The organism is Streptomyces sp. V4I8 (assembly GCF_041261225.1).
Lineage (GTDB): Bacteria > Actinomycetota > Actinomycetes > Streptomycetales > Streptomycetaceae > Streptomyces.
In genome coordinates this window covers 1,924,411-1,947,669 of record NZ_JBGCCN010000001.1, presented here as the reverse complement: position 1 = coordinate 1,947,669, position 23,259 = coordinate 1,924,411, and the positions used below count along the sequence as shown (strand labels likewise).

Genomic DNA, 23,259 nt, shown 5'->3' with positions numbered 1-23,259 from the left:
TCGACTTCACGCGCGCGGTCCTCCCTGCCGACCTCCAGGCCTGGCTGAGCTCGATCGAGAACGCTGAGAGGCCTTGCCGGCGCCGGACCGGGAACTGCGGGCGGGGGTTGGCCGTTTGGTATAACGCGATATAGCGCTAGTGCGGTCGATGGGGTGCGAACGGGGTGAGGGTATGTCGGCTGAGCTCTCGAGTGCGGGGTTGCGGGCGTCGGACGCGGACCGGGACCGCGCTGTGGATGTGCTCAACGCCGCGGCGGCGGACGGGCGGCTGACCATGGAGGAGTTGGACGAACGGGTGACTTCCGCCCTCTCCGCCCGCACCGTGGGCGACTTGGCCGGGCTGACCGTGGATCTGCCGGTGGCGGCGAGCGCTGTCGTCAAGGAGCTCGCCCGGATCGAGCAACAGGGCGGTTCGGCCGTGCGGGGCGAGGGCTGGGTGGTGCCACGGCGGCTGGAGATCGAGTCGTCCTGGGGCGATGTGACCCTCGACTTCACACAGGCGGTGATGGCCCCCGGGACGCTGCGGATAGACCTGGACATGCGTGGCGGCACGCTCAAGCTGGTCACGCGGCCGGGCGTCGTCGTGGACACCGACGCGCTGGTGGTCGACTACGCCAAGGTCAAGGCGCGTCCGGCCGGCGATGCGGGTGCGCCGGTCGTCCTGCGGGTCGAGGTCATCGGGCGGATGCAGTTCGGGCGCGTCGTGGTAGGTCCGCCCCGGCGCACGCCGTTCAGAAGAAGCCCGATGCCCTGAGCACCGCCTGCGCTGTCGCGTCGTCGATCTGACGCCCCAACCGTTCCAGTACGTCCGTGCCTTCGAGCAGCGTGCCGCGTTCGCGGGAGCGGCGTACACCGGTGTCCAACTCGTGCCACAGCAGCGGGTTGGCGACCAGGATGCGTGGGTCCAGGTCCAGGCGGCAGCCGTCCGTGTCGCGCAGGGTCAGGAGGGCGGAGACGCGGCCGTGCTGCTGTACGGCCACCAGTTCGTCCGTGCGCACCGCCTGCCGTCGTAAGAGGCCACGCACTTCCAGCCAGCCCGGGCCCGCGGTCACGCGCTGCGGGAGGAGGATCGTGAAGAGTACGGCGGTCAGGGCCAGCCACAGCAGGGATCGGGCCGGTGTCAGGGTCTCCCCGTCCAGGTCGACCAGCAGGGTCATGCCGAGGAACGCCAGAGCGCAGCCCAGGGCGAACCGGGCGCTGCCACGCCAGTGGCGGTCGCCGGTCGGGGCCGGAGGCGGTCCGCTTCCCTGCACAGTGCAGACGGTAGGGGCCACGGCGCCGGAACGCCCCTGTGCCTGCGGTCCTCTGACGCCTACGGTGCAACCTTGACGCGATCCTGATGGCCGCGGCCGTTTCAGCCGGTGTGCACCCGGGGCCTGCGCTCCCGGTCCGGCTCGGCCTCGCGCAGCACCTCCCGGGTGACCGGGGCGACTTCGCCCTGGCCGAAGAGGAAGAAGCGCAGAAAGTTGGCGAAGGGGGTGCCCTCGGTCCACTCGAAGTAGATGTGCGGGATGCAGCCGGTCGTGTCGCGGACGTGCAGGAGCAGCGCGGCCAGGGCGTTGGGGATGGAGGAGGACTCCAGGGTCAGGACGCGGTAGCGGCTGTGCAGAACCTCGCCGCGTACGGTCAGGCCGGCCTCGAACTCGGAGGGGTCGGTGACCGTCACCTCGACGAAGACGAAGTCCTCCTGGTCGGGGACGTCGTTGTCGGCCCGGATCTGCTCGATCTTGTCGCGGTACTCGGCCTTGTCCCGCCGGTCGGGCTCATTGGCGATGAACCGGATCTTGCGGCTGGCTATGTCCCTGACGAAACGTTCCGCCATGTCGTCCATCGTCACGTCGGTCACGCGCAGTTCGAAGGCGCGGGCCAGTCGGGACAGGAGCGAGACCAGGATGATGCCGGCGATGAAGCAGGCGCCGATCTTCACGCCGTCGGGGCGCTCGATGACGTTCACGACGGTCGTGTAGAGGAACACCGCCGAGATGACCGCGAAGCCGATGAACCAGTTCCGCTGGCCGGCCTCGCGGGCCGCGATGGTCACGGCGATCGCGGCGGAGCTGATGAGGACCAGCACGCCGGTGGCGTAGGCGCCGCCCTGGGCGTCGACGTCGGCGTCGAAGATCCAGGTGACCAGGAAGGCGACCAGGGTGAAGACGATGATCATCGGGCGCACCGCGCGGGCCCAGTGCGGGGCCATGCCGTAACGGGGCAGATAGCGGGGCATCAGATTGAGCAGCCCGGCCATGGCGGAGGCGCCGGCGAACCACAGGATGGCGATCGTCGAGACGTCGTAGACCGTGCCGAAGGCGCCACCGAGGTACTCGTGGGCGAGGAACGCCAGCGCGCGGCCGTTGGCCTGCCCACTCGACTCGAACTCCTTCTCCGGGATCAGCAGCGTGGTGATGAAGCTCGTCGCGATGAGGAAGCAGCTCATGATCACGGCGGCGGTGGTGAGCAGCTTCTTCGTGTCCCGGATCCGGCCCTTCGGCTCCTCCTCGGTCTCGCCGGGGTCGCCCTTGACGTGCGGCATCACGGCGACGCCGGTCTCGAATCCGGAGAGGCCGAGCGCGAGTTTGGGGAAGACGATCAGGGCCACGCCGATCATGACGAACACGTTGCCGTGCTCGGCCGTGAGGGCGTTGGACCAGTCGGTGACCACGTGGCCCTCGGTGACGACGTGATACAGGCCGACGGCCACGACGACGACGTTCAGTACGAGGTAGGCGCCGACCAGGGCGACGGCGACGCCGATGGCCTCCAGGAAGCCCTTGAGGAAGACCGCGCCGAGCAGGGCCACGAGGATGAGGGTGATCAGCATCTGCTTGTCGTGCAGGGCGCTGTTCAGATGCGGGTTCTCGACCAGGTGGGTCGAGGCGTCGGCCGCCGACAGGGTGATGGTGATCAGGAAGTCGGTGGCGGCGAAGCCGAGCAGGGTCAGGACGAAGAGCTTGCCCTTCCAGAAGGTCAGGAGCCGTTCCAGCATCGCGATCGAGCCCTGGCCGTGGGGACTCTCCTCGGCCACGCGCCGGTACACGGGCAGGGCTCCGGCCAGAGTGACGATCACGAGCACGATCGTGGCGATGGGTGACAGCAGGCCCGCCGCGAGGGCCGCGATGCCCGGCTGGTAGCCGAGGGTCGAGAAGTAGTCGACGCCGGTGAGGCACATGACGCGGTACCAGGGCTGGCCCTTGTGCTCCGGCTCGGACTCGGGCTGCTGTTCCTCGCGGCCCTGGCCTTGGCCGCTGCCCTGGCCTTTGCCCATGTCGGACAGGCCCTCCAGCATCCAGGCGCGCAGGCGACTGGGCGGGGGGTGTTCGGTCGTGGCCATCGGCGTGCTCCTGATGTGCGGGTCGGCGCGGGTCGCCGTGTGGTTCCGGCCATCACGCGGACGGCGGCACCAGCGTAAACAGAGAGTGACGCATGGGCCCATGGATCGGGGGGGTGGTGGCGTCAAGCTTCCGTTAAGACTCGCCATGTCGGAGGTGGGCGCACAGCAAGAAGCGAGTTCCAGGGGTGGTTGGTGGTGGTTGGGCGGTGGTTGAGCTGTACGGCGGGGTGCGGGCCGGGTGCGGGCCGTCTCAGGGCCGACGGATACTCAGCGTCATGGGCCATGGGCCATGAGCTTCCCGGCCGTTCAGGCTGACGGATCCGGCGCGGTCACCGAACTCGGCTCGGTCGTGCTGCCCGAGGTCGTTTCCGGCTTCGTGGAGAGGATGTCGCGGGCCTGCTCCGCGGCGCGGGTCATGCTCTCGGCGACGAAATCGACGAAGCGGGCGATGTTCTCCAGGCGGGTGGCGGCCGGGGTGTCGGGTCCGAGGATGCTGACACCCTGCCGGGCGGTCTCGGCGAGCTGGGCGTTGGACTGTGCGCTGGCGATCATCCCCTGGTACCAGACGTCGTCGTCGACGATGTAGCGCTCGCGGCGGCGTTCGTCGCGTTCCCGGCGGATGAGGCCCTGGCTTTCCAGGAACGTGATCGCTTTGGAGACGGACGCCGGGCTGACCTCGAGGCGCTGGACGAGTTCGGATGCGGTGAGGCTGCCCGCGTCGGAGGTGTAGAGGCAGGTCAGCACCCGGGACATCATCTTCGGCAGGCCCTGCTGCATGAGGAGGGTGGTCCACGCCTCCTCGTACTCGCGCACGGCCTCGGCGTCTCGTCCGTCGGCCTGTGCCGGCGCCTGCGACCCTCGGGGCGTGGACTGCCTGCGTCGATGGGCGCGACGTTCGGTGGCGCGGTGGGCGAGGTCGGCGCGGTACGCGGTGGGGCCGCCGTTGCGCATGACCTCGCGTGTGACGGTCGAGGTGGGGCGGTCGAGGCGTCTGGCGATCTCCGCGTAGGCGAGCCCGTCGGCCACCCCCAGCGCGATCTGCTGACGTTCCTGCTGAGTGAGCCTGCCTCCCGGCATCGCGATCTCCTTCGTGCTCCTTGGAGCCTTCAGCATAGCGTTCACTCTCCATCTATTGCAACGAGCGGGCGATTGCTGTTGCGTTAGTTTTAACTCTGTTGCAACGATACTTGTGCTCTGAGCTGCACTGATGAAGTTTATTCGCAACGAACTTGTTGCCGCATCCTTGAACGCAACGTAGCGTTTCCGGTGTCAGAAACGGCAACGGCAACGACAGCTGCGACGGCAGCTGCAGCTGCAAGAGGAGAGCATCATGCAGAAGTTCGACACCCCCGCCCCCATCTCCGCCGCCCTCGAGCTCCCCGCGGGCCGCATCCGGTTCATCGCCGCCGACCGGGCCGACACCACCGTCGAGGTCCTGCCCGCGGATGCCGGCAAGAGCCGCGACGTCAAGGCCGCGGAGCAGGTCCGGGTCGCCTACGACGGCGGGGTTTTGCGGATCGAGGCCCCGCAGGCGAAGAACCAGTACTTCGGCCCCTCCGGCGCCGTCGAGGTCACCGTTCAGCTGCCCGCCGGATCCGGCGTCGAGGTGAAGGCGGCGGCCGCCGAACTCCGCGGCGTGGGACGGCTCGGTGATGTCGCCTTCGAGGGGGCGCAGGGGCCGGTCAAGCTCGACGAGGCCGCGAGGGTCCGGCTGACCCTGCAGGACGGTGACGTCACCCTCGGCCGGCTTTCCGGCCCGGCGGAGATCAGCACCCAGCGGGGCGACATCCGCATCACCGAGGCCGAGCGCGGCGCGGTCGTCCTGCGCACCCGGATGGGCGACATCTCCATCGACGCCGCCCGCGAAGCCTCCGCCTCCCTGGACGCCGGCACCGGCCACGGCCGCATCCACAACACGCTCAAGAACAGCGACGGCGACGCCGCCGGCCTGACCATCCACGCCACCACCGACCACGGCGACATCACCGCCCGCAGCCTGTGAAGAAGGAGCCATCCGTCATGACCAATCTGGCTATCGCGGCGAACGGGCTGCGCAAGTCCTACGGCGGCAAGGTCGTGCTCGACGGCGTCGACCTGGCCGTCCCCGAAGGAACGATCTTCTCCCTGCTGGGCCCGAACGGCGCCGGCAAGACCACCGCAGTGAAGATCCTCTCCACTCTGATCTCCGCCGACCCGGGCACGGGCGACATCCACATCGGCGGCCACGATCTGGCCGCCGACCCCCAGGCGGTTCGGGGCGCGATCGGTGTCACCGGGCAGTTCTCCGCCGTGGACGGGCTGATCACCGGCGAGGAGAACATGCTCCTCATGGCGGACCTGCACCACCTCTCCCGAAGCGCGGGCAGGCGGACCGCCGCCGAGTTGCTGGAGCGTTTCGATCTGGTCGAGGCGGCGAAGAAGCCCGCCTCCACCTACTCCGGCGGTATGAAGCGCCGCCTCGACATCGCCATGACGCTGGTCGGCAGCCCGCGGATCATCTTCCTCGATGAGCCGACCACCGGTCTCGACCCGCGCTCCCGGCACAACATGTGGCAGATCATCCGCGAACTGGTCTCCGACGGCGTCACCGTCTTCCTCACCACCCAGTACCTGGAGGAGGCCGACCAGCTCGCCGACCGCATCGCAGTCCTCAACGACGGCAAGATCGCCGCTCAGGGCACCGCCGAGGAGCTCAAGCGGCTCATCCCGGGGGGACATGTGCGGCTGCGCTTCGCCGACCCGGCCGCGTACCAGAGCGCCGCCCTCGCCCTGCGCGAGGTCACCCGGGACGACGAGGCACTGACGCTGGAGATCCCCAGCGGCGGCACCCAGCGCGAACTGCGCGCCATCCTCGACCGACTGGACTCGGCCGGCATCGAGGCGGACGAGCTGACCGTCCACACCCCCGACCTCGACGACGTCTTCTTCGCCCTGACCGGCAGCACCGTGCCGAACCAGTCCAACCAGCCGAACCAGTCCAACGACCCGAATCAGCCCACCCAGCCCAACCAGCCCAAGGAGGCTGTCCGATGAGTTCCCTCTCCCTCGCCGTACGCGATTCCTCCACGATGCTGCGCCGCAACCTCCTGCACGCCCGGCGCTACCCGTCCCTCACCCTGAACCTGCTGCTGACGCCGATCATGCTGCTGCTGTTGTTCGTCTACATATTCGGCGACACCATGAGCGCGGGCATCGGCGGTGGCGGCGCCGACCGCTCCGAGTACATCGCGTTTCTCGTGCCCGGACTCCTGCTGATGACCATCGGCAGCACCACGATCGGTACTGCGGTGTCCGTCTCCAACGACATGACCGAGGGCATCATCGCCCGCTTCCGCACGATGGCCATCCACCGTGGGTCCGTGCTCATCGGGCACGTCATCGGCAGTGTGCTGCAGGCGGTCATCAGTGTGGTGCTCGTCGCCGGCGTCGGTGTGGCCATCGGTTTCCGGTCCACGGATGCCACGGCTCTGGAGTGGATCGCGGCGTTCGGGCTGCTCGTGCTGTTCGCCCTGGCGCTCACCTGGATCGCGGTCGGGATGGGCCTGGTCAGCCCGAACGCCGAGGCGGCCAGCAACAACGCGATGCCGCTCATCTTCCTGCCGCTCATCTCCAGCACCTTCGTCCCGGTCGGCGCGATGCCGGGATGGTTCCAGCCGATCGCCGAGTACCAGCCGTTCACGCCGGCCATCGAGACCGTCCGCGGGCTGCTGCTCGGCACCGAGATCGGCCACAACGGGTGGCTCGCGGTCGCCTGGTGCCTGGCTCTCACCACGCTCGGCTACTTCTGGTCGAAGTCGGTGTTCAACCGCGACCCGAAGTAACCGCCATGACCGCGCGGGCCACCTCCCGCACCTCGTACCGCTCAGGGCGGCGTACATCGACACCGCGTCGGAGTACGCCGCCCGTCGGCGTTTCTGGGACATCCTCCTGGCCCGGTACGCCGGTACGCCGGTACGCCGGTACGCGTATGGGTTCCGTCAAGGCAGCGCACCGCGGCGGGGTGCCGCTCGCCGAGGTCGCCGACGCGGCAACGCCAAGTCCCCGCGCGATCTGGACGCCGCCCTGCGCCTCGGGGTCGGCCGGATCGTCATCGACAGCCCCTCGGAGATCGCCCGGCTGGCCGCGGCGGTCGGACCCGACGGTCACCCGAAGGTGATGGTCCGCGTCGTGCCAGGCATCAGCGCCGGCGGCCACGAGAAAATCCGCACCGGCACGGACGACCAGAAGCGCACCGGAGCCCACACCTACGTCACCGTCGACGGCGGCATGAGCGACAACCCCCGGCCCACGCTGTACGGCCCTGTACGGCGTCCAGTACGCACCCCGGCTGGTGGGCCGGCACAGCACCGCGGCCGGTCACCGCGGCCCCGGCCCCGGTGACCGTGGTCGGTCGCCGCTGCGAGGTGGGTGACGTCGTCGCCGCCGACGTCCAACTCCCTGCCGAATCCGACCCGGAGACCTGCTCGCCGTCCCGGCCGCCGGTGCCTACCACCTGTGCAAGGCCTCCGGCTACAACTTGGTCGGCCGCTCACCGGTGGTCGCCGTCGACGACGGCCGGGCTCCCGGCTCCTGGTCCGCCGAGAGTCCCTGGAGGACATCCGCCGCCGGGACGTGGGCCTGTAAGGCCGGTAGGCGGCAGCGGTCGTAGCCGACGCGGCGATGCTGTCGCGTAAGGTTCGCCAGCTGAACCGAATGTTTCGTTGGCCCTCAAGAGGCGAGTCCATCCTGACCGTCAGCGACAGATTCACCGCGTACAAGGGGTTGCCACCGTTTGGGAGCTGTCTCTAGGGTGCGGCAGCAACGCAGCTTTCTGGATTAACTCCGAAACTTTCGAGGAGCGCATGATGGGCGACCCGGGACTGTCCCGCCGCGGCTTCCTGGCGGCCTCCGCCGCGGCCGGTGTGGGCATGACGGCACTGAGCGGTTGCGGTGGCGACTCGGACGGGGGGTCGTCGGACGGCACGACCACCATCGAGTGGTGGAACATCTCCACCACCGAGCCGACGAAGGGCGTCTGGGCAGCGCTGGCCAAGAAGTTCGAGGCCCAGAACCCCAAGGTCAAGGTAAAGATCGTCCAGATGGAGAACGACGCCTACAAGTCCAAGATGACGGCGCTCACCGCCTCCGGCAAGCTCCCCGACATCTTCCACACCTGGGGCGGCGGGGTCCTCAAGCAGCAGGTCGACGCCGGGCTCGTCGAGGATCTGACCGACCGCACCAAGGACTTCGCCGACGGGCTGCTGCCGGTCGCCAAGGAGCCTTACCTCCTCGACGAGAAGGTGTACGGCATCCCGTTCGACATCGGCATGATCGGCTTCTGGTACAACAAGGCGCTCTTCAAGGACGCGGGCATCACCGAGCCGCCGACCACATGGAGCGGATTCCTCGACACCGTACGGAAGTTGAAGGCGAAGGGCACCACCCCGCTCGCCCTCGCCGGCAAGGAGAAGTGGCCCGGCATGTACTACTGGGCCTACCTCTCGATGCGCACGGCGGGCGCCTCCGCCCTCCAGAAGGCGTACGACGACAAGGACTTCACGGGCGACCCCTTCGTCCAGGCCGGTCAGCACCTCCAGGAGCTGGTCGATCTCCAGCCGTTCCAGAAGGGCTTCCTCGGCGCCGCCTACTCCAGCCCCACGGGGCAGGCCGCGGCCGTCGGCAACGGCAAGGCGGCGATGGAACTCATGGGCCAGTGGGCCCCGGTCGTCCAGGCGGACAGCGGCAAGGGACTCGGCGACGACCTCGGCTTCTTCCCGTTCCCCGCGGTCGACGGCGGCAAGGGCGCGATCACCGAGGTGTTCGGCGGAGGCGGCGGGCACGCCCTGCGCAGCGGGGCTCCGCAGGCCGCCGTCGACTTCCTGAAGTTCTTCGCCTCGGAGGCCACGGACGTGGAGCTGGTCAAGAAGACCGGCATCCTCCCGGTGCTCCCGGCGGCCGAGAGCGCCATCACCGACCCCAACATCAAGGCCGTACAGGCACAGTTGAAGGCCGCCACCGGCTTCCAGCTCTATCTCGACCAGGCGTACGCACCCGCCGTGGGCCAGGAGGTCAACGACAGCGTGGCCGCGCTCATCGCCGGGTCCAAGTCCCCGCAACAGGTCGCCGAGTCGATCACGCAGACCGCGAAGGAAGAGCAGTAGCCGGCGATGACCTCCACGTTCCTGCCGGACAAGCGGACCGGCCCCGACGCCGACGTCCCGCCCCCGTCCGCCGGCGCGACCCGGGGCCGGGCCCGGCGGCGCGCGCTGCACTGGCTCACCGCGGTCGGCTTCCAGGTGCCCGCCCTGGCGCTCTTCCTCGTCCTCGTGCTGCTGCCGATGCTGTTCGCGCTGTACGCGGCCTTCTTCCGCTGGGGCGGCTTCGGCATGCCGTCCGACTACATCGGCGCCGACAACTTCACCCGGCTCTTCGAGGACCCCGTCTTCCTCGGAGACCTGTGGCGCTGTCTGGTCCTGGTCGTGCTGTCGCTCGCCGTCCAACTGCCGTTCGCGCTCGCCATGGCCGTGCTGCTCAACCAGAAGCTGCGCGGCCGGGCCTTCTACCGGATGCTGTTCTTCGGGCCGTACGTCCTGTCCGAGGCGATCACCGGCGTCCTGTTCGGCATGATCTTCGCCCCCGACGACGGCTTCGCCGACCGGATCCTGGGCCGCATCGGTCTCGACGGGCTGGGCGGTGAGTGGTTCGCCGCCCCGTCCACCGTGATGGCCACCCTCTTCCTGGTCATGACGTGGAAGTACTTCGGCTTCCACATGATGCTGTACCTGGCCGGACTCCAGTCCATCCCCCGGGAGTTGACCGAGGCCGCGCTGATCGACGGCGCCGGCGCCTGGCAGCGCTTCCGCAGCGTCACCCTGCCGCTCCTCGCGCCCACCCTGCGGATCAGCGTGTTCCTGTCCGTGATCGGGTCGATCCAGCTCTTCGACCTGGTCTGGGTGACCACCGCGGGCGGCCCGGACCACCACTCCGAGACGATGGCCGTGACCATGTTCCAGTACGGCTTCAAGCGCTACCAGGTCGGCTACGCCAGCGCGATCAGCGTGGTCATGTTCGGCATCAGCCTCGTCTTCGCCCTCGCCTACCAGCGGTTCGTGCTCCGCCGCGACCTCGAAGGGGCCACCACGACGATGAGGGGCGGCGCCAAGTGACGGCCGGATCCGGCAAGAAGACCGGCGGGACCGCCGGAAGGAAGACCGGCGGGAAGAACCTGCCCTTGCACGTGATCCTCGTCGTGGTCGGCGCGGTGATGGTGGTGCCCCTGCTCTACGCCGTGCTGTCCGGCTTCAAGTCCACCGACGAGCTCTCCCGCAACCCGGTCGGTCTGCCGGACTCGTGGGTGACCGGCAACTACACGGGCATCCTCGGATCGGGCGACTTCTGGCGGCTGATCGGCAACAGCACCCTCATCGCGGTGGGGACGACCGTCCTGGTCGTGGCGGTCTCCGCGCTCTCGGCCTTCTCCTTCGCGCGCTTCGCCTTCCGCGGACGGGAGGCGCTGTTCACCCTCTTCACGATGGGGCTGATGTTCCCCTTCGCGGTGGCCGCGCTCCCGCTGTTCCTGCTGCTGCGCTCCATGGGACTGCTGGACAACCCGCTCGGCGTGATCCTTCCGCAGGCCGCCTTCGGACTGCCGATGACCATCATCATCCTCCGCGGCTTCTTCCGGGACATCCCCGGCGAGTTGGAGGAGGCGGCCACGCTCGACGGGTGCAGTTCCTTCGGGTTCTTCTGGCGGGTGCTGCTGCCCATGGCACGGCCCGCGCTGGGCACCGTCTCGGTCCTCGCCGTCGTCACCAGCTGGAACAACTTCTTCCTGCCGCTGCTGGTGTTCACCGACTCGACGTGGTGGACCATCCCGATCGGCGTCCAGCAGTTCCAGGGCCAGTTTTCCGCGGACTACGCCCGCGTCTTCGCCTACCTGGTGCTGGCCATGGTCCCCGCCCTCGCCTTCTACTCCGTCGCCGAGCGCCAGCTCGTCGGCGGCCTCACCGCCGGCGCCACCAAGGGGTGACGTGCACAGGCGGACGTACGGCTACCCACACATCCGACACGTGAGGAGTCGCACCATGCGCAAGAACCGTCTCAGACTCGTCGGCACTCTCGCCGCGTTCCTGGTCGCCGCCGGGATCGGCACCGGCTCGCCCGCCCAGGCGCGGCCCGAGCCGCCCACCCTCGCCGACCTCGCCCAGCGCCACGGCCGCTACTTCGGCAGCGCGACCGACAACCCCGAACTCGTCGACGAGCCGTACAAGGCGCTCCTCGGCAGCGAGTTCGACCAGATCACGCCGGGCAACGGCATGAAGTGGTACGCCACCGAGCCCCAGCAGGGCGTGTTCGACTTCTCCGAGGGCGACGAGATCGTGAACCTCGCCCGCGCCCACCACCAGAAGGTGCGCGGCCACACCCTCGTCTGGCACAGCCAGCTGCCGGGCTGGCTCACCGACCGCGAGTGGACGGCGCCCGAGCTGCGCGCCGTACTGAAGAAGCACATCCAGACCGAGGTACGGCACTACCGGGGCCAGATCTACGCGTGGGACGTCGTCAACGAGGCGTTCAACGAGGACGGTACGTACCGCGAGACGGTCTTCTACAAGACGCTCGGCCCCGGCTACATCGCCGACGCCCTGCGCTGGGCCCACCAGGCCGACCCGCGCGCCAAGCTGTACCTGAACGACTACAACGTCGAGGCGATCGGCCCGAAGAGCGACGCCTACTACCGGCTGGCCAAGGAGCTGAAGGCCCAGGGCGTCCCGCTGCACGGCTTCGGCCTGCAGGCCCATCTGGCGCTCCAGTACGGCTATCCGACCACGCTGGAGGACAACCTTCGCCGCTTCTCCCGACTCGGCCTCGACACGGCGCTCACGGAGGTCGACGTACGGATGCTGCTGCCCGCGACCGACGAGAAGCTGGCCCAGCAGGCCGACTGGTACCGGGACATGACCGAGGCCTGCCTGGCGGTGCGCCGGTGTGTGGGCATCACGGTCTGGGACTACACGGACAGGTACTCCTGGATCCCGGCGTTCTTCCCGGGCGAGGGCGCGGCACTGCCGTGGGACGAGCAACTGCGCCCGAAGCCGGCGTACTTCGCGCTGCGGGAAGCGCTGAAGTAAAGACCCACTACGGTGAGTGACCACCTCCGGACACACATGGGGGCCGGCTCGCAGTCAGGGTCTGCGACCGGCCTCTGGAGTACGCCGGGCGTTCGTCACTCCGCCCGGTGGTGGTGCGGGGCCCTTCCGGCGGGCCTTCTCGGCGTGCCGTCGGCAGGCGCTACGCGGCGGTCATCACCTTGCCGGTGCCCAGCGGACGGTGCGGGGCGATGATCTGGCCGTCCGGCAGGAGCTCACCGGTGTCCTCGAAGAGCAGGACGCCGTTGCACAGCAGGCTCCATCCTTGCTCCGGGTGGTGCGCCACGAGACGGGCGGATTCCCGGTCGGCGGAGTCGGCTGAGGGGCACGGTGGCTGGTGCTGGCACATGGAGGGGATCTTTCGCTCTGTTGTGATGTGTGAGGTGGGTGTCGTGACGGTGGTGGCTGTCGTGTCTGTTTCGCGGCGTGAAGCTTCGTTCATGGCCGCCCCCCGTTGTGATTAGTCGGTCGGAACCCAGTGTTGCCCCACGGGCGTCAATCCGCAGGGATTTCGCGGCACCGCTTTCTCACAGGTTGATGACGCATCGCCCGCGCGGACGGTTCATCTCAACTCCACCGTCACTTCGGGTGGTTCGCAGTGGTCGGATAGGGCTAGTCCGGGCGGGCCGGAGGCCTTGAGAAGCTCGTTCGAGCGTATTGTCGCTCGCGCGAGCGAAATCATCGCGTGTTTGCGTTGCTCGTTTTCCTGTGGCGTGAACAGCGGCGTACCCCGCCGCCCGGAATGGGGCGGCGGGGTACGGGGCCGCTCGCGCGGTGTGCTGTCAGGCGGGGGAACCGAGCAGCGGAGGCAGGGGCGGCAGCGGGGCCGGCGTCGCCCGGTGGGTCAGCACCGGGAACAGCTCGGCGACCCGGAGCGGCAGGTGGGCCGCGATGCCGGGCGGGGCCGGGGCCAGCGGCACGAGGATGTCCGTGGCGGCGGGATGGCCGGTGGCGGCGTCCGCGGTGCAGTCGCCGTGCAACCACAGGGTGAGCATGTAGAGGCCGGGGAACGACAGCAGACGCGGCTGGTAGGGCTGGCCGATCGTCTCGGCCTGCTGCAGTGCCCGCTCGGTGGAGGCGATATACGGCCCCTCGAAGAAGTGCGAGAACGCCCAGCCGTCGGGTGTCAGCCGGGTCTCCGCCGCGGCCACCGCGCGGTCGCCGCACCGGATCAGGAAACGCCAGCCGGTCAGCCGGGTCGCGGACAGGCCCGCCGGGGTGATCTGGTCCAGGACGTGCACGGGCAGCGGGAGTTCGGGTGTGGCGGGTCCCTGGGCGGCACGCAGGGAGGGCGTTCGGGCCTCACGTACCGCGGTGGGCGAGCCGAGGGCGGTGAGGACGGAGCGAAGTGCGGGCGCGGGTGCCGGGGGAACATGCAGCGGCATGGTGGGTCGCCTCTCATTCGGAGAGCCGGTGGCGCGAGGGCGTGACGGGGGCGGACGGCGCTGTCTGCTCACGGAGGTCAGAGAGGCGGGGGCCGGGGTCGGGAAGCGCGAGGGGGGTGGGGGCCTGTCGCACGTCATGTGACGGCAGGTCCTGGGACCGTGGGCGCCAACCCTCTGCCTTGATTGCGGAGTTTATACGACGAGTGTTCAGACGATGTTTCATCTAGCCGGTTTCGGTGCACCCGGCAAGGGTTCATTCGGCCGGTGATATGCGGGAATCATCCCGAGTGCCGACCGATCATACGGCGATGACCTCGAAAAATACCCCGGGCGCGGTCGGCCAATTCTCGTCGGCGTTTTTCACGAGTTCGTGAGGAGTCCGCAACTGCTGAGTGCTCCATGCCTCGTGAATGTGCCGCCGGTCACGTCCGCCAGAGTAGCGGGCACCGAGCCGAAGCGGGACGTTATCGATCGCTTCGGCTGGGCATCATCCCACCTGACCCGGGAGACCGGCGGCCGTAAAGTCGGCCCGCCCATCCGAGGAGGGAAGCTTCGATGGGGGAGAAGGTCGTGGCAGGTCGGTTCGATCTGTCCGATCGCCAGCACTACCGCGTGAAGCTGCGGCGGTGTCTGACGGGCCTGGAGCGGCTGCTGGAGGAGAAGCGGTTCGACCGCCCCAAGAACCTCATGGGGCTGGAGATCGAATTGAATCTCACCGGCGCCGACGGCATGCCGAAAATGTTGAACATGCAGGTGCTGGAGCGGATCGCGAGCCGCGACTTCCAAACAGAACTCGCCATGTTCAACCTGGAAGTGAACATAGCCCCACACCGCCTTCAGGGGCGGGTATTCGACCAGCTCGCGGAGGAACTCCGGACATCACTGGCATATGCCGACCGAAAAGCCGGTGAGCTCGACGCGGGAATCGTGATGATCGGCATTCTGCCGACGCTCGACCGGGACGACCTGGTCTCCTCGAACCTCTCCGCCGTCGACCGCTACACCCTCCTCAACGACCAGATCGTGGCCGCCCGCGGTGAGGACTTCACGCTCGACATCGACGGCGTGGAGCACCTGACCTGCACCTCGGGGTCCATCGCCCCCGAGGCCGCCTGCACCTCCGTGCAGCTGCACCTCCAGGTCACCCCGGGCCGTTTCGCCGACGTCTGGAACGCCGCGCAGGCGGTCGCCGCCGCCCAGGTGGCCCTGGGCGCCAACTCGCCGTTCCTCTTCGGACGCGAGCTGTGGCGGGAGTCGCGCCCACCGCTGTTCCAGCAGTCCACCGACACCCGCCCGCCCGAGCTCCAGGCCCAGGGCGTGCGGCCGCGCACCTGGTTCGGTGAGCGGTGGATCACCTCGGCGTACGACCTCTTCGAGGAGAACCTGCGCTTCTACCCGGCCCTCCTGCCGATCTGTGACGACGAGGACCCGCTCGAGGTCCTCGACGCCGGCGGCACACCGTCACTCGCCGAGCTCGTCCTGCACAACGGCACCATCTACCGCTGGAACCGGCCCGTCTACGGCATCGCCGACGGCGTCCCGCACCTGCGCGTCGAGAACCGCGTCCTGCCCGCCGGGCCGACCGTCACGGACGTCATCGCGAACGCCGCCTTCTACTACGGCGTCGTCCGCGCCCTCGCCGAGGAGTCACGGCCCGTGTGGACCCGGTTGCCCTTCGAGGCGGCGGCCGCCAACTTCGACGAGGCGTGCAAGCACGGCATCGACGCGCGCCTGCGCTGGCCCCGGCGCGGACGGTACGGCGGCACGACGGAGGTCGACGCGGTGAGCCTCGTACGCGACGAACTGCTGCCCCTGGCCGAGGCCGGCCTCGAGGCGTGGGGCGTGGAGCGGGCCGACCGGGACTTCTACCTGGGCGTCATCGAGGAGCGGTGCCGCAGGCGGATGAACGGCGCGTCCTGGCAGGCGGCCACCTTCCACCAGGCACTGGAGGCGGGCCTGACCCGGGACGCGGCCCTGGCGGCCACGACCCGCCGCTACCGCGAGCTGATGCACCGGGGAGATCCGGTCCACACCTGGCCCGTGGGGTTGCTGGAGCCGGTGCCGCTGGGGTGACGGCGCAGGGGCCGGTCCGGGGGCAACTCCGGGTCGGCCCCGGCGGCGATCATGAAGCGGTTGCGCTGTGTGAGGGGTCGGCTGCGCCGAGCCGGAGGGGTCGTCACGCAGCGTGGCGCCGGCCCGCTCCGGTCGTCGCGACGGGGGTCGCTGCCGCTCGCCCCATACTGATCGGGCAAGCTGTGACGTCCCATGACGGTGGTGCCCCTCCCCGTTGCCCTGCTGAACCCAGTGCCGGAGTCCGGCCGTATGGCAGGCAAAGGGGCGGTACGCCCCGTCCGGCGCCCGTCCCCCCAACGGCCTGTCGTGCACGGTCTTCGTCATGGCTTTCGAGGCCCTGGGGGGCGGCGATGGGGATGATGCGGGATTACTCAACTGGAGGCAGGTGTGCAGGGCGAGGCAGGCCCCATGGCCGAATCTTTTCCGCACGAGCGGCCCTCACGACGGATTTTCCGCGATGAGACGCTGCTCGTTCTGGGGCTGTCGCTCGGCGCGAGTGGTGTGTCCGCCCTGATCAGTTTTGTCGGTTCGGTCACCAAGCCGGGTGGCCTCAAGGACCAGGCGGCCACGCTCAACGCCTCGGCCGCGCCGGGCCGCCCCTGGCTGGATCTCGCCTGGCAGCTCTTCGGGATCACCACCGCCCTGATCCCCGTCGCACTCGTCGCGCACTTCCTGCTGCGCGAGGGGCAGAGCCTGCGCACCCTCGGCTTCGACCGGACCCGGCCCTGGCCGGACCTCGGCCGCGGAGCGGCGATCGCGGCGGTGATCGGCAGCACCGGCATCGCCTTCTACCTGGCCGCCCGCGGGCTCGGCTTCAACCTCACCGTGGTGCCCGAGGCGTTGCCCGACGTGTGGTGGAAGTACCCGGTGCTGATCCTGTCGGCGCTGCAGAACGCGATCCTGGAAGAGGTCATCGTCGTCGGCTATCTGCTGCGCCGCCTGGGCCAGTTGGGCTGGACGCCCGGCACCGCGCTGGTGGCCAGTTCCGTGCTGCGTGGCTCCTACCACCTCTACCAGGGCATCGGCGGCTTCCTCGGCAACATGGCGATGGGCGTGGTGTTCGTGTACCTGTACCGGCGCTGGGGCCGGGTGGGCCCGCTGGTCGTGGCGCACTCCCTGCTCGACATAGGGGCGTTCGTGGGGTACGCGCTGCTGGCCGGCAAGGTGGGGTGGCTGCCGACGGCGTGAGCGTCTTCGGGGGACGCCGGGGGGGGAAGTTCTGACGGGGTGCTTCGAACAGGTGTTTTCGAGGGGGCGTACGGCGGTCTCGTACGCCCCCTTCGGCGTCCCCGCCGGCCGGGCGAGCCCTAGGCGATCAGCTCACCGTCGATGACGGTCACCGCGCGGCCGCTCAGCAGCGTGCGGTCGCCGCGGAGTTCCGTGCGGACCAGGCCGGAGCGGGGGGAGGCCTGGAGGCCGGCGAGTTCGGCCCGGCCGAGGAGCTCGGACCAGTAGGGGGCCAGGGCCGTGTGGGCGCTGCCGGTGACCGGGTCCTCGTCGATGCCGACGTTCGGGAAGAAGCAACGGGAGACGAAGTCGTAGCCCCGGGTGGGGTCCTCGGCGCGGGCGGTGGCGATGATGCCACGCTCGGAGCAGGCGCCGAGGGCCTTGTGGTCGGGGGCCAGGGCGCGGACCGTCTTCTCGTCGGCGAATTCGAGGAGCAGGTCGTTGATGTTCGGACCGGTGTCGAAGGCGACGCGCGCTTCGGCACCCAGAGCCTCCGTGACGCCCTCCGGGACCTCGGCCGGCGTGAGCGGGGCGGTCGGGAAGTCGAGGGTGAGGGAGCCGTCCTCGCGGGGCGTGGCCACGAGCACCCCGCTGCGGGTGGCGAAGCGCACGGGTCCCTCGTGGGCGCCGGTGCTGTGCAGCACTTGGGCCGTGGCGAGCGTGGCGTGCCCGCACATCGAGACCTCGGTGACCGGCGTGAACCACCGCAACGCCCAGTCGGCCTCGCCGCCTTCGGGCAGCCGGTGCGCGAACGCCGTCTCGGCGTGATTGACCTCCATGGCCACGCTCCGCAGCCAGTCGTCCGCCGGGAAGGCGTCGAGAAGCAGGACCCCGGCCGGGTTGCCGGCGAAGGGACGGTCGGTGAAGGCGTCGACGATTCGAATCCGCATGACGCTGACGCTAGAGGTGCGGGGGAGGGGACGACCAAGGCCAATTCGGGGGTGCTGGACCGATTTCGGTCCGAGGGGGCGCAGATGCGTCGCACCCTACTGTGGCGCAGGAGCGTCGCACCCTACTCCGGCGCAGTGATGGCGTGGTCGATCGCCGAGACGACGTCCTGAGCGACATGAGCGGGCCGGCAGGAGTCGTCGGTCCAGCCCCGTCCGTCCGCGACCCACACGCTTCGCAGCCCGAGCGCGTCGGCGCCGGCGATGTCGGAGTGCGGTGAGTCGCCGATGACCCATGCGCCGGTCAGAGGGGCGCCGACGGCCGCGGCTGCCGTCCGGAAGATCTCCGGTTCGGGCTTCTTGCACCCGACGGCTTCGGAGATGACCCAGCCCTGCAGGTCGACTCCACCGGACGTGCTCCCAGCGTTGCCGCACGTTGATCCAGACCGGAACCGACTCCTACGTGTTCCAGGCCACCGAGGACGAACGCGGCACCAAGAACGCCCGGTGAGTTCGTCCTCGAACGTCGCGGCCGGTCAGTTCAGCAGGGCAGCCGTGAACGTCTTGCGGTGGTCCACCAGCCAAGTCTGCATGCGATCCCAGCGTTCCCATCCACCACGCTCGGCCAACGCCTGGAGATAGGCGGGGTCTCCGCCGGCCACGCGGCGGGCGACGAAGGCCCGGCAGACCTCCGTGGCCTGCTCGATGACGCCGGGCAACTCGGCGCGGTCCCCCGCCGAGAGGCCGTAGGGGCCACCCAAGCCATGCCTGTCAGGGACACAGCCCAGGGGACCCGGGGCCCCCAACCTATCCACCCGCTGCCCAAGTGGTCCCCTCAGACCCTGTCGAAACACTCAAGTGATCTGGTTCGCCGACAGAGGGCTTCGCACACGACGCGGATCAGCGCACGACGGAACGCGCGAGGCGGAACCCCACGTCGTCGACCTGGAAATTCGGGTGGCTGCGGCGCCGCGCGGAGGCCCGGCAACTCCAGTGCTCATCGAACCAACCACCGCCACGGAGCACCCGGTAGGCGCCATAGACCTCGGCGTCGTAGACGTCCCAGCACCAGTCCCAGACGTTGCCGAGCATGTCGTAAAGCCCCCACGAGTTGGGGAGTTCGCCGCCCACCTCGTGGGTGCGCTCGTGCGAGTTACCGCGGTACCAGCCGATCTCGTCGAGCTCCCCGTAGCGCGGCCCGGTCGTCCCGGCACGGCAGGCGTGCTCCCACTCGGCTTCGGTCGGCAGCCGATACCCGTCGGCGGACGCGTCCCACTCGATATCTTCGGCCTCGGCACGGAAGTGGTACGCGGGCGTGAGGCCGGCGCACTGGGACAGGGCGTTGCAGAACCGCGCCGCGTCCCACCAGGAGACGCACTCGACGGGCAACTGGTCCCCAGGGGTGGTACTCGGCCGCCGGCCTGTGATCTGCGTGTACAACGCCTGGGTGACCGGGGATGCCGCGAGCTGGTAGGGCGCAAGTTCGACCGACCAACTGCGCTGTGTCCGCCGGTCCGACAGCGTCACCTGCCCCCGGTGGATGGAGATCATCTCGTTCCCCATCATCACGTCCATGATCAGGAGATCCTAACGAAACCTGTCAGTGCGAAACGACAGAGCCACCAACGGTTGTCCTTGGCTGACACGAATCTGCAAGTCGTCATCCTTCACTGGCACAGGTCACTCACCGAAAACAGCAGCCGGTCTTGCCATGCGAACAGTTCCGATATATCGTTGACGCATCGCGACAGATCAACGATGGAATGGAGTGATTGCGATGCGTTCCCATGGATTCGAGCGTGGGCATGGTGGACACGGTCATCACGGCCGAGGCGGCTTCGAGGGGCTGCGCGGCGCTTTCGGGCCCTTTGGGCCGGGCGGTCCCGGCGGCTTCGGTGGGCCCGGATTCGGGCCCGGCCCCTGGGGGCCCAAGGGCGGCCGCGGTGGACCGCGAGGGAGGGCGCGGCGCGGTGATGTGCGCGCGTCGATCCTCGCCCTGCTGAAGGACCGCCCCATGCACGGCTACGAGATGATCCAGGAGATCGCCGAGCGCAGCGGCGGGGCGTGGAAGCCCAGCCCCGGCTCGGTGTACCCGACCCTCCAGTTGCTGGAGGACGAGGGGCTGATCGCCAGCGAGAGTGAGGGCGGTAAGAAGCTGTTCTCGCTCACGGAGTCGGGCCGCGAGGCGGCCGAAGCCGGGCCCGAGGCGCCCTGGGAGGAAGCCTCCCGCGGTGTCGACTGGGAGGCCCTCGGCGAGATCCGGCAGGCCGGCTTCGGTCTGATGGAGGCCTTCGGGCAGGTCTGGAAGACGGGCAGCAAGGAGCAGCGCGAGAAGGCGCTGACCGTCATCAACGACGCCCGCAAGAGGCTGTACCTCATCCTCGCCGATGAGGACTGAGGCGGGTCGGCGGCCTCGCCGCCCTGAGTGAAGGCGCCCCGTGGGTTCATCCGCGGGGCGCCTTCGTGTGTACGGCGAGGTGCTCAGGCCACCAGGCCCGCCAGCTTGCGCAGCGACTCGTTCAGTGCCGCCGTGGCCGAGTCCTTGAGCTTGCCCGCCATCAACGACACGGCCGCACCCGTGAACTCGCCGTCGATACGGACAGCCGTGGCGCCGGCGCCGTCGGCTTCCGGTGTCAGCGTGTAGCGCGTTGCCACGGTCACCGCCATCGGGCCCTTGCCGCGAATGGCGAGCACCCGCGTCGGCTCCAGTTCCTCGATGGTCCACTCGACCTCGGCCGGGAACCCCATCAGCTTCATGTTCTCCTGGAAGGTCCCGCCCACTTCGAGGGCCGTTGGGCCGCCGCCCGGAAAGCTGGTGTGGGTCGCGTTCCACTGCCCGTACGCCGACCAGTCCGTCAGCTGTGCCCAGACCTTCTCGGCCGGCGCCTCGATGCGTGCCTCCGCGCTGACTTCGGCCATGCGACCACCCCTTCGTCTCGGGCTACGGTGTCGCGGAACGTAGCCGTGGGGCCTGGAACATTCAATACTGATGAGCCGTCAGAAAATGTGGAGACGTGAGCTCAGCCCACCAGCCGTATCACCGCGGCGTCGAAGAGATCCCACGCGCGTGGGAACGCGCTCTGGTCGTGGCAGTGCCAGGCCTCCCAGAACAGGTCGGCGGGCAGGGCGTCCTCCGGTGCGTACACCCGGTAGACGTACTGTCTGCCGTCGACGGCAGGCAACGACACCAGCCAGCACCTGCTCTCCATGTTCCTGAGGGACGTCCGGGCGGGGCGCCATGGTTGCGTACACGGCGCACGGCAAGGCGGCGCGCGCCCTTCGGGCGTGTTCGGCGTGATCTCATCCGTAAGGAGGAGATATCGGCCGGCGGAGTCCACTCTGTGTGGGACGCCAAAATGCTTCCTCCCGGGGATGACTCGGCTCGAAGTGGTTGATGGGGTAGGGGATGTGCAACCCCGTATTCCCCGGCAGTCGGCGCAGGAGCAGGACTCTCGGTGTCCGGCCGCCGCCGCGGACGATGCCAGGCTCAGCGACGAGCTGGCAGCGGTGGTTTCCGGTGCCCGCCGCCGGGCGGTCAGGGACGGGGACCGGCAGATCGACACGGCCCATCTGCTGCACTCGCTCCTGGAGCACGACCGGGAGGTGTACGCCGTCTTCGGCGACGGCCCCCAGATCGCCCGCCTGCTGGGCTATCTCGTGCAACGCACCATCGGCTACGGCCTGCGCTGGCAGGGCAGCGTCGAGGACTCCGGTGCCGTCCCCGTGGTGCGGGACGGCGACGGTTTCTCCCCGCTGGCCGCGAGCGCGATGGACCATGCCTGCCGACGCGCCGCGCGCCGCGGCGACACACAGGCCCGCGGCCTCGACCTGCTCGCGGCGATCGCGCTCGACCCGCAGGCCCGCGCCGTCGAGGTGCTCGCCCGCGCCGGCATCGACGCGAACGAGCTATGCGCCCGGATCGACGAACCGCGCGACGAACCGCGCGACGAGTACGTCACCGAAGGCGAGACGGCTCGCTAGGCCCGCTGCCTTGCCCCCGCGTGCCCCCGCCGCCGTCCCGGCCCGCAGCCGCTTCGAACCCGCGGTCGAGCCCTGGCGTGAGTCGCACCGCCCTCCGCCGTTCCCCCAACCCTCGCGCCCCACCCCTCTGTCCACTCGGCGAGACAGGTGTCATTGGGGATGACGCTCATGTCATCGCCTGTCATCATGTGCCGGTGCGTATGTCTGAGAGCAGTGGGGTCGGCCGCGGCAAGGGCGTCGGGCTGGGGCTGGCGATAGGTTCCGCCATCGCCTTCGGAGGATCCGGCGTCGCGGCCAAGCCGCTGATCGAGGCGGGGCTCGATCCGCTGCACGTGGTGTGGCTGCGCGTGGCCGGCGCGGCCCTCGTGATGCTGCCGCTCGCCGTGCGCCACCGGGCGCTGCTGCGCCGCCGCCCCGCCCTGCTCGCGGGGTTCGGACTGCTCGGTGTGGCCGGCGTGCAGGCCTTCTACTTCGCTTCGATATCCCGCATCCCGGTCGGGGTCGCGCTGCTCGTCGAGTACCTCGCCCCCGCGCTCGTCCTCGGCTGGGTGCGGTTCGTACAGCGACGGCCCGTCACGCCCGCCGCCGCCCTCGGCGTCGTCCTCGCGGTCGGCGGACTCGCCTGCGTCGTCGAGGTCTGGTCGGGTGTGAGCTTCGACGCGCTCGGCCTGCTCCTCGCGCTCGGCGCCGCCTGCTGCCAGGTCGGCTACTTCGTGCTGTCCGACCAGGGCAGCGACTCCGGCGCCGAGGCCCCCGATCCGCTGGGCGTCATCGCGTACGGCCTCCTCGTCGGAGCCGGTGTCCTCACCGTCGTGGCCCGCCCCTGGACGATGGACTGGTCCGTGCTGGGCAGCACCGCACACATGAACGGCACCCCGGTCGCGGCCCCCCTGCTGCTGTCCTGGATCGTCCTCGTCGCGACCGTGATCGCGTACGTCACCGGAGTGGTCTCCGTCCGCCGGCTCTCACCGCAGGTCGCCGGCGTGGTTGCCTGCCTCGAAGCGGTCATCGCGACCGTCCTGGCCTGGGTCCTGCTCGGCGAGCACCTGTCCGCGCCGCAGATCATCGGCGGTGTGATCGTCCTGGTCGGCGCCTTCATCGCGCAGTCGTCGGCACCGGCGAAGGGTTCTCCGGAACCGGTGGCGGGCGGCGGACCGGAAAGGGATTTGTCCACCCGTTCGACCCTCGCCTAAGGTTCGATCATGCCTTCGACGCTCGTTCTTCCGCCTCCGGCCGCCTGAGGCGGGCCCTCC

23 protein-coding genes and 2 pseudogenes are annotated in these 23,259 nt (G+C 69.5%); 14 read left to right on the top strand and 11 right to left on the bottom strand.

The window, feature by feature from the left end; translation table 11 throughout:
- Nucleotides 1–172: 172 nt before the first annotated feature.
- Nucleotides 173–754, top strand: coding sequence for a DUF1707 domain-containing protein (locus tag ABIE67_RS08840; RefSeq protein ID WP_370255743.1), 582 nt, complete (start codon nt 173–175; stop codon nt 752–754).
- Here ABIE67_RS08840 and ABIE67_RS08835 read toward each other — a convergent pair.
- From ABIE67_RS08835 to ABIE67_RS08825, 3 genes are all read right to left on the bottom strand, one after another.
- Nucleotides 732–1,253: a hypothetical protein gene (locus ABIE67_RS08835; protein ID WP_370255742.1), complete on the bottom strand. Its 522-nt coding sequence runs from the start codon at nt 1,251–1,253 to the stop codon at nt 732–734. The two genes, ABIE67_RS08840 and ABIE67_RS08835, sit on opposite strands and share 23 nt — an antisense overlap.
- Nucleotides 1,254–1,354: 101 nt before the next feature.
- Entirely contained in the window at nt 1,355–3,328 is a 1,974-nt protein-coding gene (locus ABIE67_RS08830) for an amino acid transporter (protein ID WP_370255741.1), read from the bottom strand.
- Between the two features lie 306 nt (nt 3,329–3,634).
- Nucleotides 3,635–4,405, bottom strand: a complete 771-nt coding sequence (locus ABIE67_RS08825) for a helix-turn-helix domain-containing protein (protein ID WP_370255740.1) — start codon at nt 4,403–4,405, stop codon at nt 3,635–3,637.
- A 253-nt stretch (nt 4,406–4,658) separates the two neighbouring features.
- Here ABIE67_RS08825 and ABIE67_RS08820 point away from each other — a divergent pair, with 253 nt between their 5' ends.
- From ABIE67_RS08820 to ABIE67_RS08785, 8 genes and pseudogenes are all read left to right on the top strand, one after another.
- Nucleotides 4,659–5,330: a DUF4097 family beta strand repeat-containing protein gene (locus ABIE67_RS08820; RefSeq protein WP_370255739.1), complete on the top strand. Its 672-nt coding sequence runs from the start codon at nt 4,659–4,661 to the stop codon at nt 5,328–5,330.
- A gap of 17 nt (nt 5,331–5,347) precedes the next feature.
- Nucleotides 5,348–6,361, top strand: coding sequence for an ATP-binding cassette domain-containing protein (locus tag ABIE67_RS08815; RefSeq protein ID WP_370255738.1), 1,014 nt, complete (start codon nt 5,348–5,350; stop codon nt 6,359–6,361).
- On the top strand, nt 6,358–7,149 hold the full coding sequence (locus ABIE67_RS08810; protein WP_370255737.1) for an ABC transporter permease: 792 nt from the start codon (nt 6,358–6,360) through the stop codon (nt 7,147–7,149). Before ABIE67_RS08815 ends, ABIE67_RS08810 begins: the two co-directional genes overlap by 4 nt.
- Before the next feature lie 205 nt (nt 7,150–7,354).
- Nucleotides 7,355–7,951: pseudogene (locus ABIE67_RS08805) on the top strand (hypothetical protein); the annotation flags it as partial.
- 221 nt (nt 7,952–8,172) lie between these two features.
- Nucleotides 8,173–9,468 (top strand): extracellular solute-binding protein, encoded by a 1,296-nt coding sequence (locus ABIE67_RS08800; RefSeq protein WP_370255736.1) that lies wholly within the window; start codon nt 8,173–8,175, stop codon nt 9,466–9,468.
- 6 nt (nt 9,469–9,474) lie between these two features.
- Nucleotides 9,475–10,473, top strand: coding sequence for a carbohydrate ABC transporter permease (locus tag ABIE67_RS08795; RefSeq protein ID WP_370255735.1), 999 nt, complete (start codon nt 9,475–9,477; stop codon nt 10,471–10,473).
- Nucleotides 10,474–10,571: 98 nt separating this feature from the next.
- Nucleotides 10,572–11,336 (top strand): carbohydrate ABC transporter permease, encoded by a 765-nt coding sequence (locus ABIE67_RS08790; RefSeq protein ID WP_370268352.1) that lies wholly within the window; start codon nt 10,572–10,574, stop codon nt 11,334–11,336.
- Between the two features lie 55 nt (nt 11,337–11,391).
- Nucleotides 11,392–12,435: an endo-1,4-beta-xylanase gene (locus ABIE67_RS08785; RefSeq protein ID WP_370255734.1), complete on the top strand. Its 1,044-nt coding sequence runs from the start codon at nt 11,392–11,394 to the stop codon at nt 12,433–12,435.
- 160 nt (nt 12,436–12,595) lie between these two features.
- Here ABIE67_RS08785 and ABIE67_RS08780 read toward each other — a convergent pair whose 3' ends face one another.
- The gene (locus tag ABIE67_RS08780) at nt 12,596–12,802 is read right to left on the bottom strand and encodes a DUF5999 family protein (RefSeq protein ID WP_030053671.1); all 207 of its coding nucleotides are present in this window, start codon (nt 12,800–12,802) and stop codon (nt 12,596–12,598) included.
- A gap of 433 nt (nt 12,803–13,235) precedes the next feature.
- On the bottom strand, nt 13,236–13,838 hold the full coding sequence (locus tag ABIE67_RS08775; protein ID WP_370255733.1) for a hypothetical protein: 603 nt from the start codon (nt 13,836–13,838) through the stop codon (nt 13,236–13,238).
- A 555-nt stretch (nt 13,839–14,393) separates the two neighbouring features.
- Here ABIE67_RS08775 and ABIE67_RS08770 point away from each other — a divergent pair.
- Together ABIE67_RS08770 and ABIE67_RS08765 are read left to right on the top strand one after the other, a co-directional pair.
- Nucleotides 14,394–15,911: a glutamate-cysteine ligase family protein gene (locus ABIE67_RS08770; RefSeq protein WP_370255732.1), complete on the top strand. Its 1,518-nt coding sequence runs from the start codon at nt 14,394–14,396 to the stop codon at nt 15,909–15,911.
- 408 nt (nt 15,912–16,319) lie between these two features.
- On the top strand, nt 16,320–17,099 hold the full coding sequence (locus ABIE67_RS08765) for a CPBP family intramembrane glutamic endopeptidase (protein WP_370255731.1): 780 nt from the start codon (nt 16,320–16,322) through the stop codon (nt 17,097–17,099).
- Nucleotides 17,100–17,218: 119 nt separating this feature from the next.
- On the opposite strand, the gene ABIE67_RS08760 is transcribed toward ABIE67_RS08765, so the two are convergent.
- From ABIE67_RS08760 to ABIE67_RS08745, 4 genes and pseudogenes are all read right to left on the bottom strand, one after another.
- Entirely contained in the window at nt 17,219–18,028 is an 810-nt protein-coding gene (locus ABIE67_RS08760) for a PhzF family phenazine biosynthesis protein (protein WP_370255730.1), read from the bottom strand.
- A 122-nt stretch (nt 18,029–18,150) separates the two neighbouring features.
- The gene (locus ABIE67_RS08755; protein ID WP_370268348.1) at nt 18,151–18,408 is read right to left on the bottom strand and encodes an HAD family hydrolase; all 258 of its coding nucleotides are present in this window, start codon (nt 18,406–18,408) and stop codon (nt 18,151–18,153) included.
- A gap of 153 nt (nt 18,409–18,561) precedes the next feature.
- A pseudogene (locus ABIE67_RS08750) lies at nt 18,562–18,786 on the bottom strand (aminoglycoside phosphotransferase family protein); the annotation flags it as partial.
- Nucleotides 18,787–18,925: 139 nt separating this feature from the next.
- The gene (locus ABIE67_RS08745) at nt 18,926–19,600 is read right to left on the bottom strand and encodes a formylglycine-generating enzyme family protein (RefSeq protein WP_370255729.1); all 675 of its coding nucleotides are present in this window, start codon (nt 19,598–19,600) and stop codon (nt 18,926–18,928) included.
- Between the two features lie 202 nt (nt 19,601–19,802).
- Between ABIE67_RS08745 and ABIE67_RS08740 the strand changes: the two genes are divergently transcribed.
- A complete protein-coding gene (locus ABIE67_RS08740) occupies nt 19,803–20,423 on the top strand; it encodes a PadR family transcriptional regulator (RefSeq protein WP_030053676.1) in 621 nt (206 codons plus the stop codon).
- Nucleotides 20,424–20,506: 83 nt separating this feature from the next.
- Here the strand turns inward: ABIE67_RS08740 and ABIE67_RS08735 are convergent, their stop codons facing one another.
- Nucleotides 20,507–20,944 carry an SRPBCC family protein gene (locus tag ABIE67_RS08735; RefSeq protein ID WP_370255728.1) on the bottom strand — a complete coding sequence of 146 codons (438 nt, stop codon included), beginning with the start codon at nt 20,942–20,944 and terminating at the stop codon, nt 20,507–20,509.
- A 101-nt stretch (nt 20,945–21,045) separates the two neighbouring features.
- The gene (locus tag ABIE67_RS08730) at nt 21,046–21,234 is read right to left on the bottom strand and encodes a hypothetical protein (protein ID WP_370255727.1); all 189 of its coding nucleotides are present in this window, start codon (nt 21,232–21,234) and stop codon (nt 21,046–21,048) included.
- 199 nt (nt 21,235–21,433) lie between these two features.
- On the opposite strand from ABIE67_RS08730, the gene ABIE67_RS08725 reads away from it, so the two are divergent.
- Nucleotides 21,434–22,006 carry a Clp protease N-terminal domain-containing protein gene (locus tag ABIE67_RS08725; RefSeq protein WP_370255726.1) on the top strand — a complete coding sequence of 191 codons (573 nt, stop codon included), beginning with the start codon at nt 21,434–21,436 and terminating at the stop codon, nt 22,004–22,006.
- Nucleotides 22,007–22,206: 200 nt separating this feature from the next.
- Nucleotides 22,207–23,199, top strand: a complete 993-nt coding sequence (locus tag ABIE67_RS08720) for a DMT family transporter (RefSeq protein WP_370268344.1) — start codon at nt 22,207–22,209, stop codon at nt 23,197–23,199.
- The last annotated feature ends 60 nt before the right edge of the window (nt 23,200–23,259 follow it).

Coding starts and splice junctions, on each gene's coding strand:
- ABIE67_RS08765 (WP_370255731.1), top strand. CDS start 16,320: ATGGCCGAATCTTTTCCGCACGAGCGGCCCTCACGACGGATTTTCCGC.
- ABIE67_RS08770 (WP_370255732.1), top strand. CDS start 14,394: ATGGGGGAGAAGGTCGTGGCAGGTCGGTTCGATCTGTCCGATCGCCAG.
- ABIE67_RS08740 (WP_030053676.1), top strand. CDS start 19,803: ATGCGTTCCCATGGATTCGAGCGTGGGCATGGTGGACACGGTCATCAC.
- ABIE67_RS08745 (WP_370255729.1), bottom strand. CDS start 19,600: ATGGACGTGATGATGGGGAACGAGATGATCTCCATCCACCGGGGGCAG.
- ABIE67_RS08825 (WP_370255740.1), bottom strand. CDS start 4,405: ATGCCGGGAGGCAGGCTCACTCAGCAGGAACGTCAGCAGATCGCGCTG.
- ABIE67_RS08735 (WP_370255728.1), bottom strand. CDS start 20,944: ATGGCCGAAGTCAGCGCGGAGGCACGCATCGAGGCGCCGGCCGAGAAG.
- ABIE67_RS08780 (WP_030053671.1), bottom strand. CDS start 12,802: ATGTGCCAGCACCAGCCACCGTGCCCCTCAGCCGACTCCGCCGACCGG.
- ABIE67_RS08720 (WP_370268344.1), top strand. CDS start 22,207: ATGTCTGAGAGCAGTGGGGTCGGCCGCGGCAAGGGCGTCGGGCTGGGG.
- ABIE67_RS08775 (WP_370255733.1), bottom strand. CDS start 13,838: ATGCCGCTGCATGTTCCCCCGGCACCCGCGCCCGCACTTCGCTCCGTC.
- ABIE67_RS08730 (WP_370255727.1), bottom strand. CDS start 21,234: ATGGAGAGCAGGTGCTGGCTGGTGTCGTTGCCTGCCGTCGACGGCAGA.
- ABIE67_RS08760 (WP_370255730.1), bottom strand. CDS start 18,028: ATGCGGATTCGAATCGTCGACGCCTTCACCGACCGTCCCTTCGCCGGC.
- ABIE67_RS08795 (WP_370255735.1), top strand. CDS start 9,475: ATGACCTCCACGTTCCTGCCGGACAAGCGGACCGGCCCCGACGCCGAC.
- ABIE67_RS08820 (WP_370255739.1), top strand. CDS start 4,659: ATGCAGAAGTTCGACACCCCCGCCCCCATCTCCGCCGCCCTCGAGCTC.
- ABIE67_RS08810 (WP_370255737.1), top strand. CDS start 6,358: ATGAGTTCCCTCTCCCTCGCCGTACGCGATTCCTCCACGATGCTGCGC.
- ABIE67_RS08830 (WP_370255741.1), bottom strand. CDS start 3,328: ATGGCCACGACCGAACACCCCCCGCCCAGTCGCCTGCGCGCCTGGATG.
- ABIE67_RS08785 (WP_370255734.1), top strand. CDS start 11,392: ATGCGCAAGAACCGTCTCAGACTCGTCGGCACTCTCGCCGCGTTCCTG.
- ABIE67_RS08815 (WP_370255738.1), top strand. CDS start 5,348: ATGACCAATCTGGCTATCGCGGCGAACGGGCTGCGCAAGTCCTACGGC.
- ABIE67_RS08790 (WP_370268352.1), top strand. CDS start 10,572: ATGGTGGTGCCCCTGCTCTACGCCGTGCTGTCCGGCTTCAAGTCCACC.
- ABIE67_RS08800 (WP_370255736.1), top strand. CDS start 8,173: ATGGGCGACCCGGGACTGTCCCGCCGCGGCTTCCTGGCGGCCTCCGCC.
- ABIE67_RS08840 (WP_370255743.1), top strand. CDS start 173: ATGTCGGCTGAGCTCTCGAGTGCGGGGTTGCGGGCGTCGGACGCGGAC.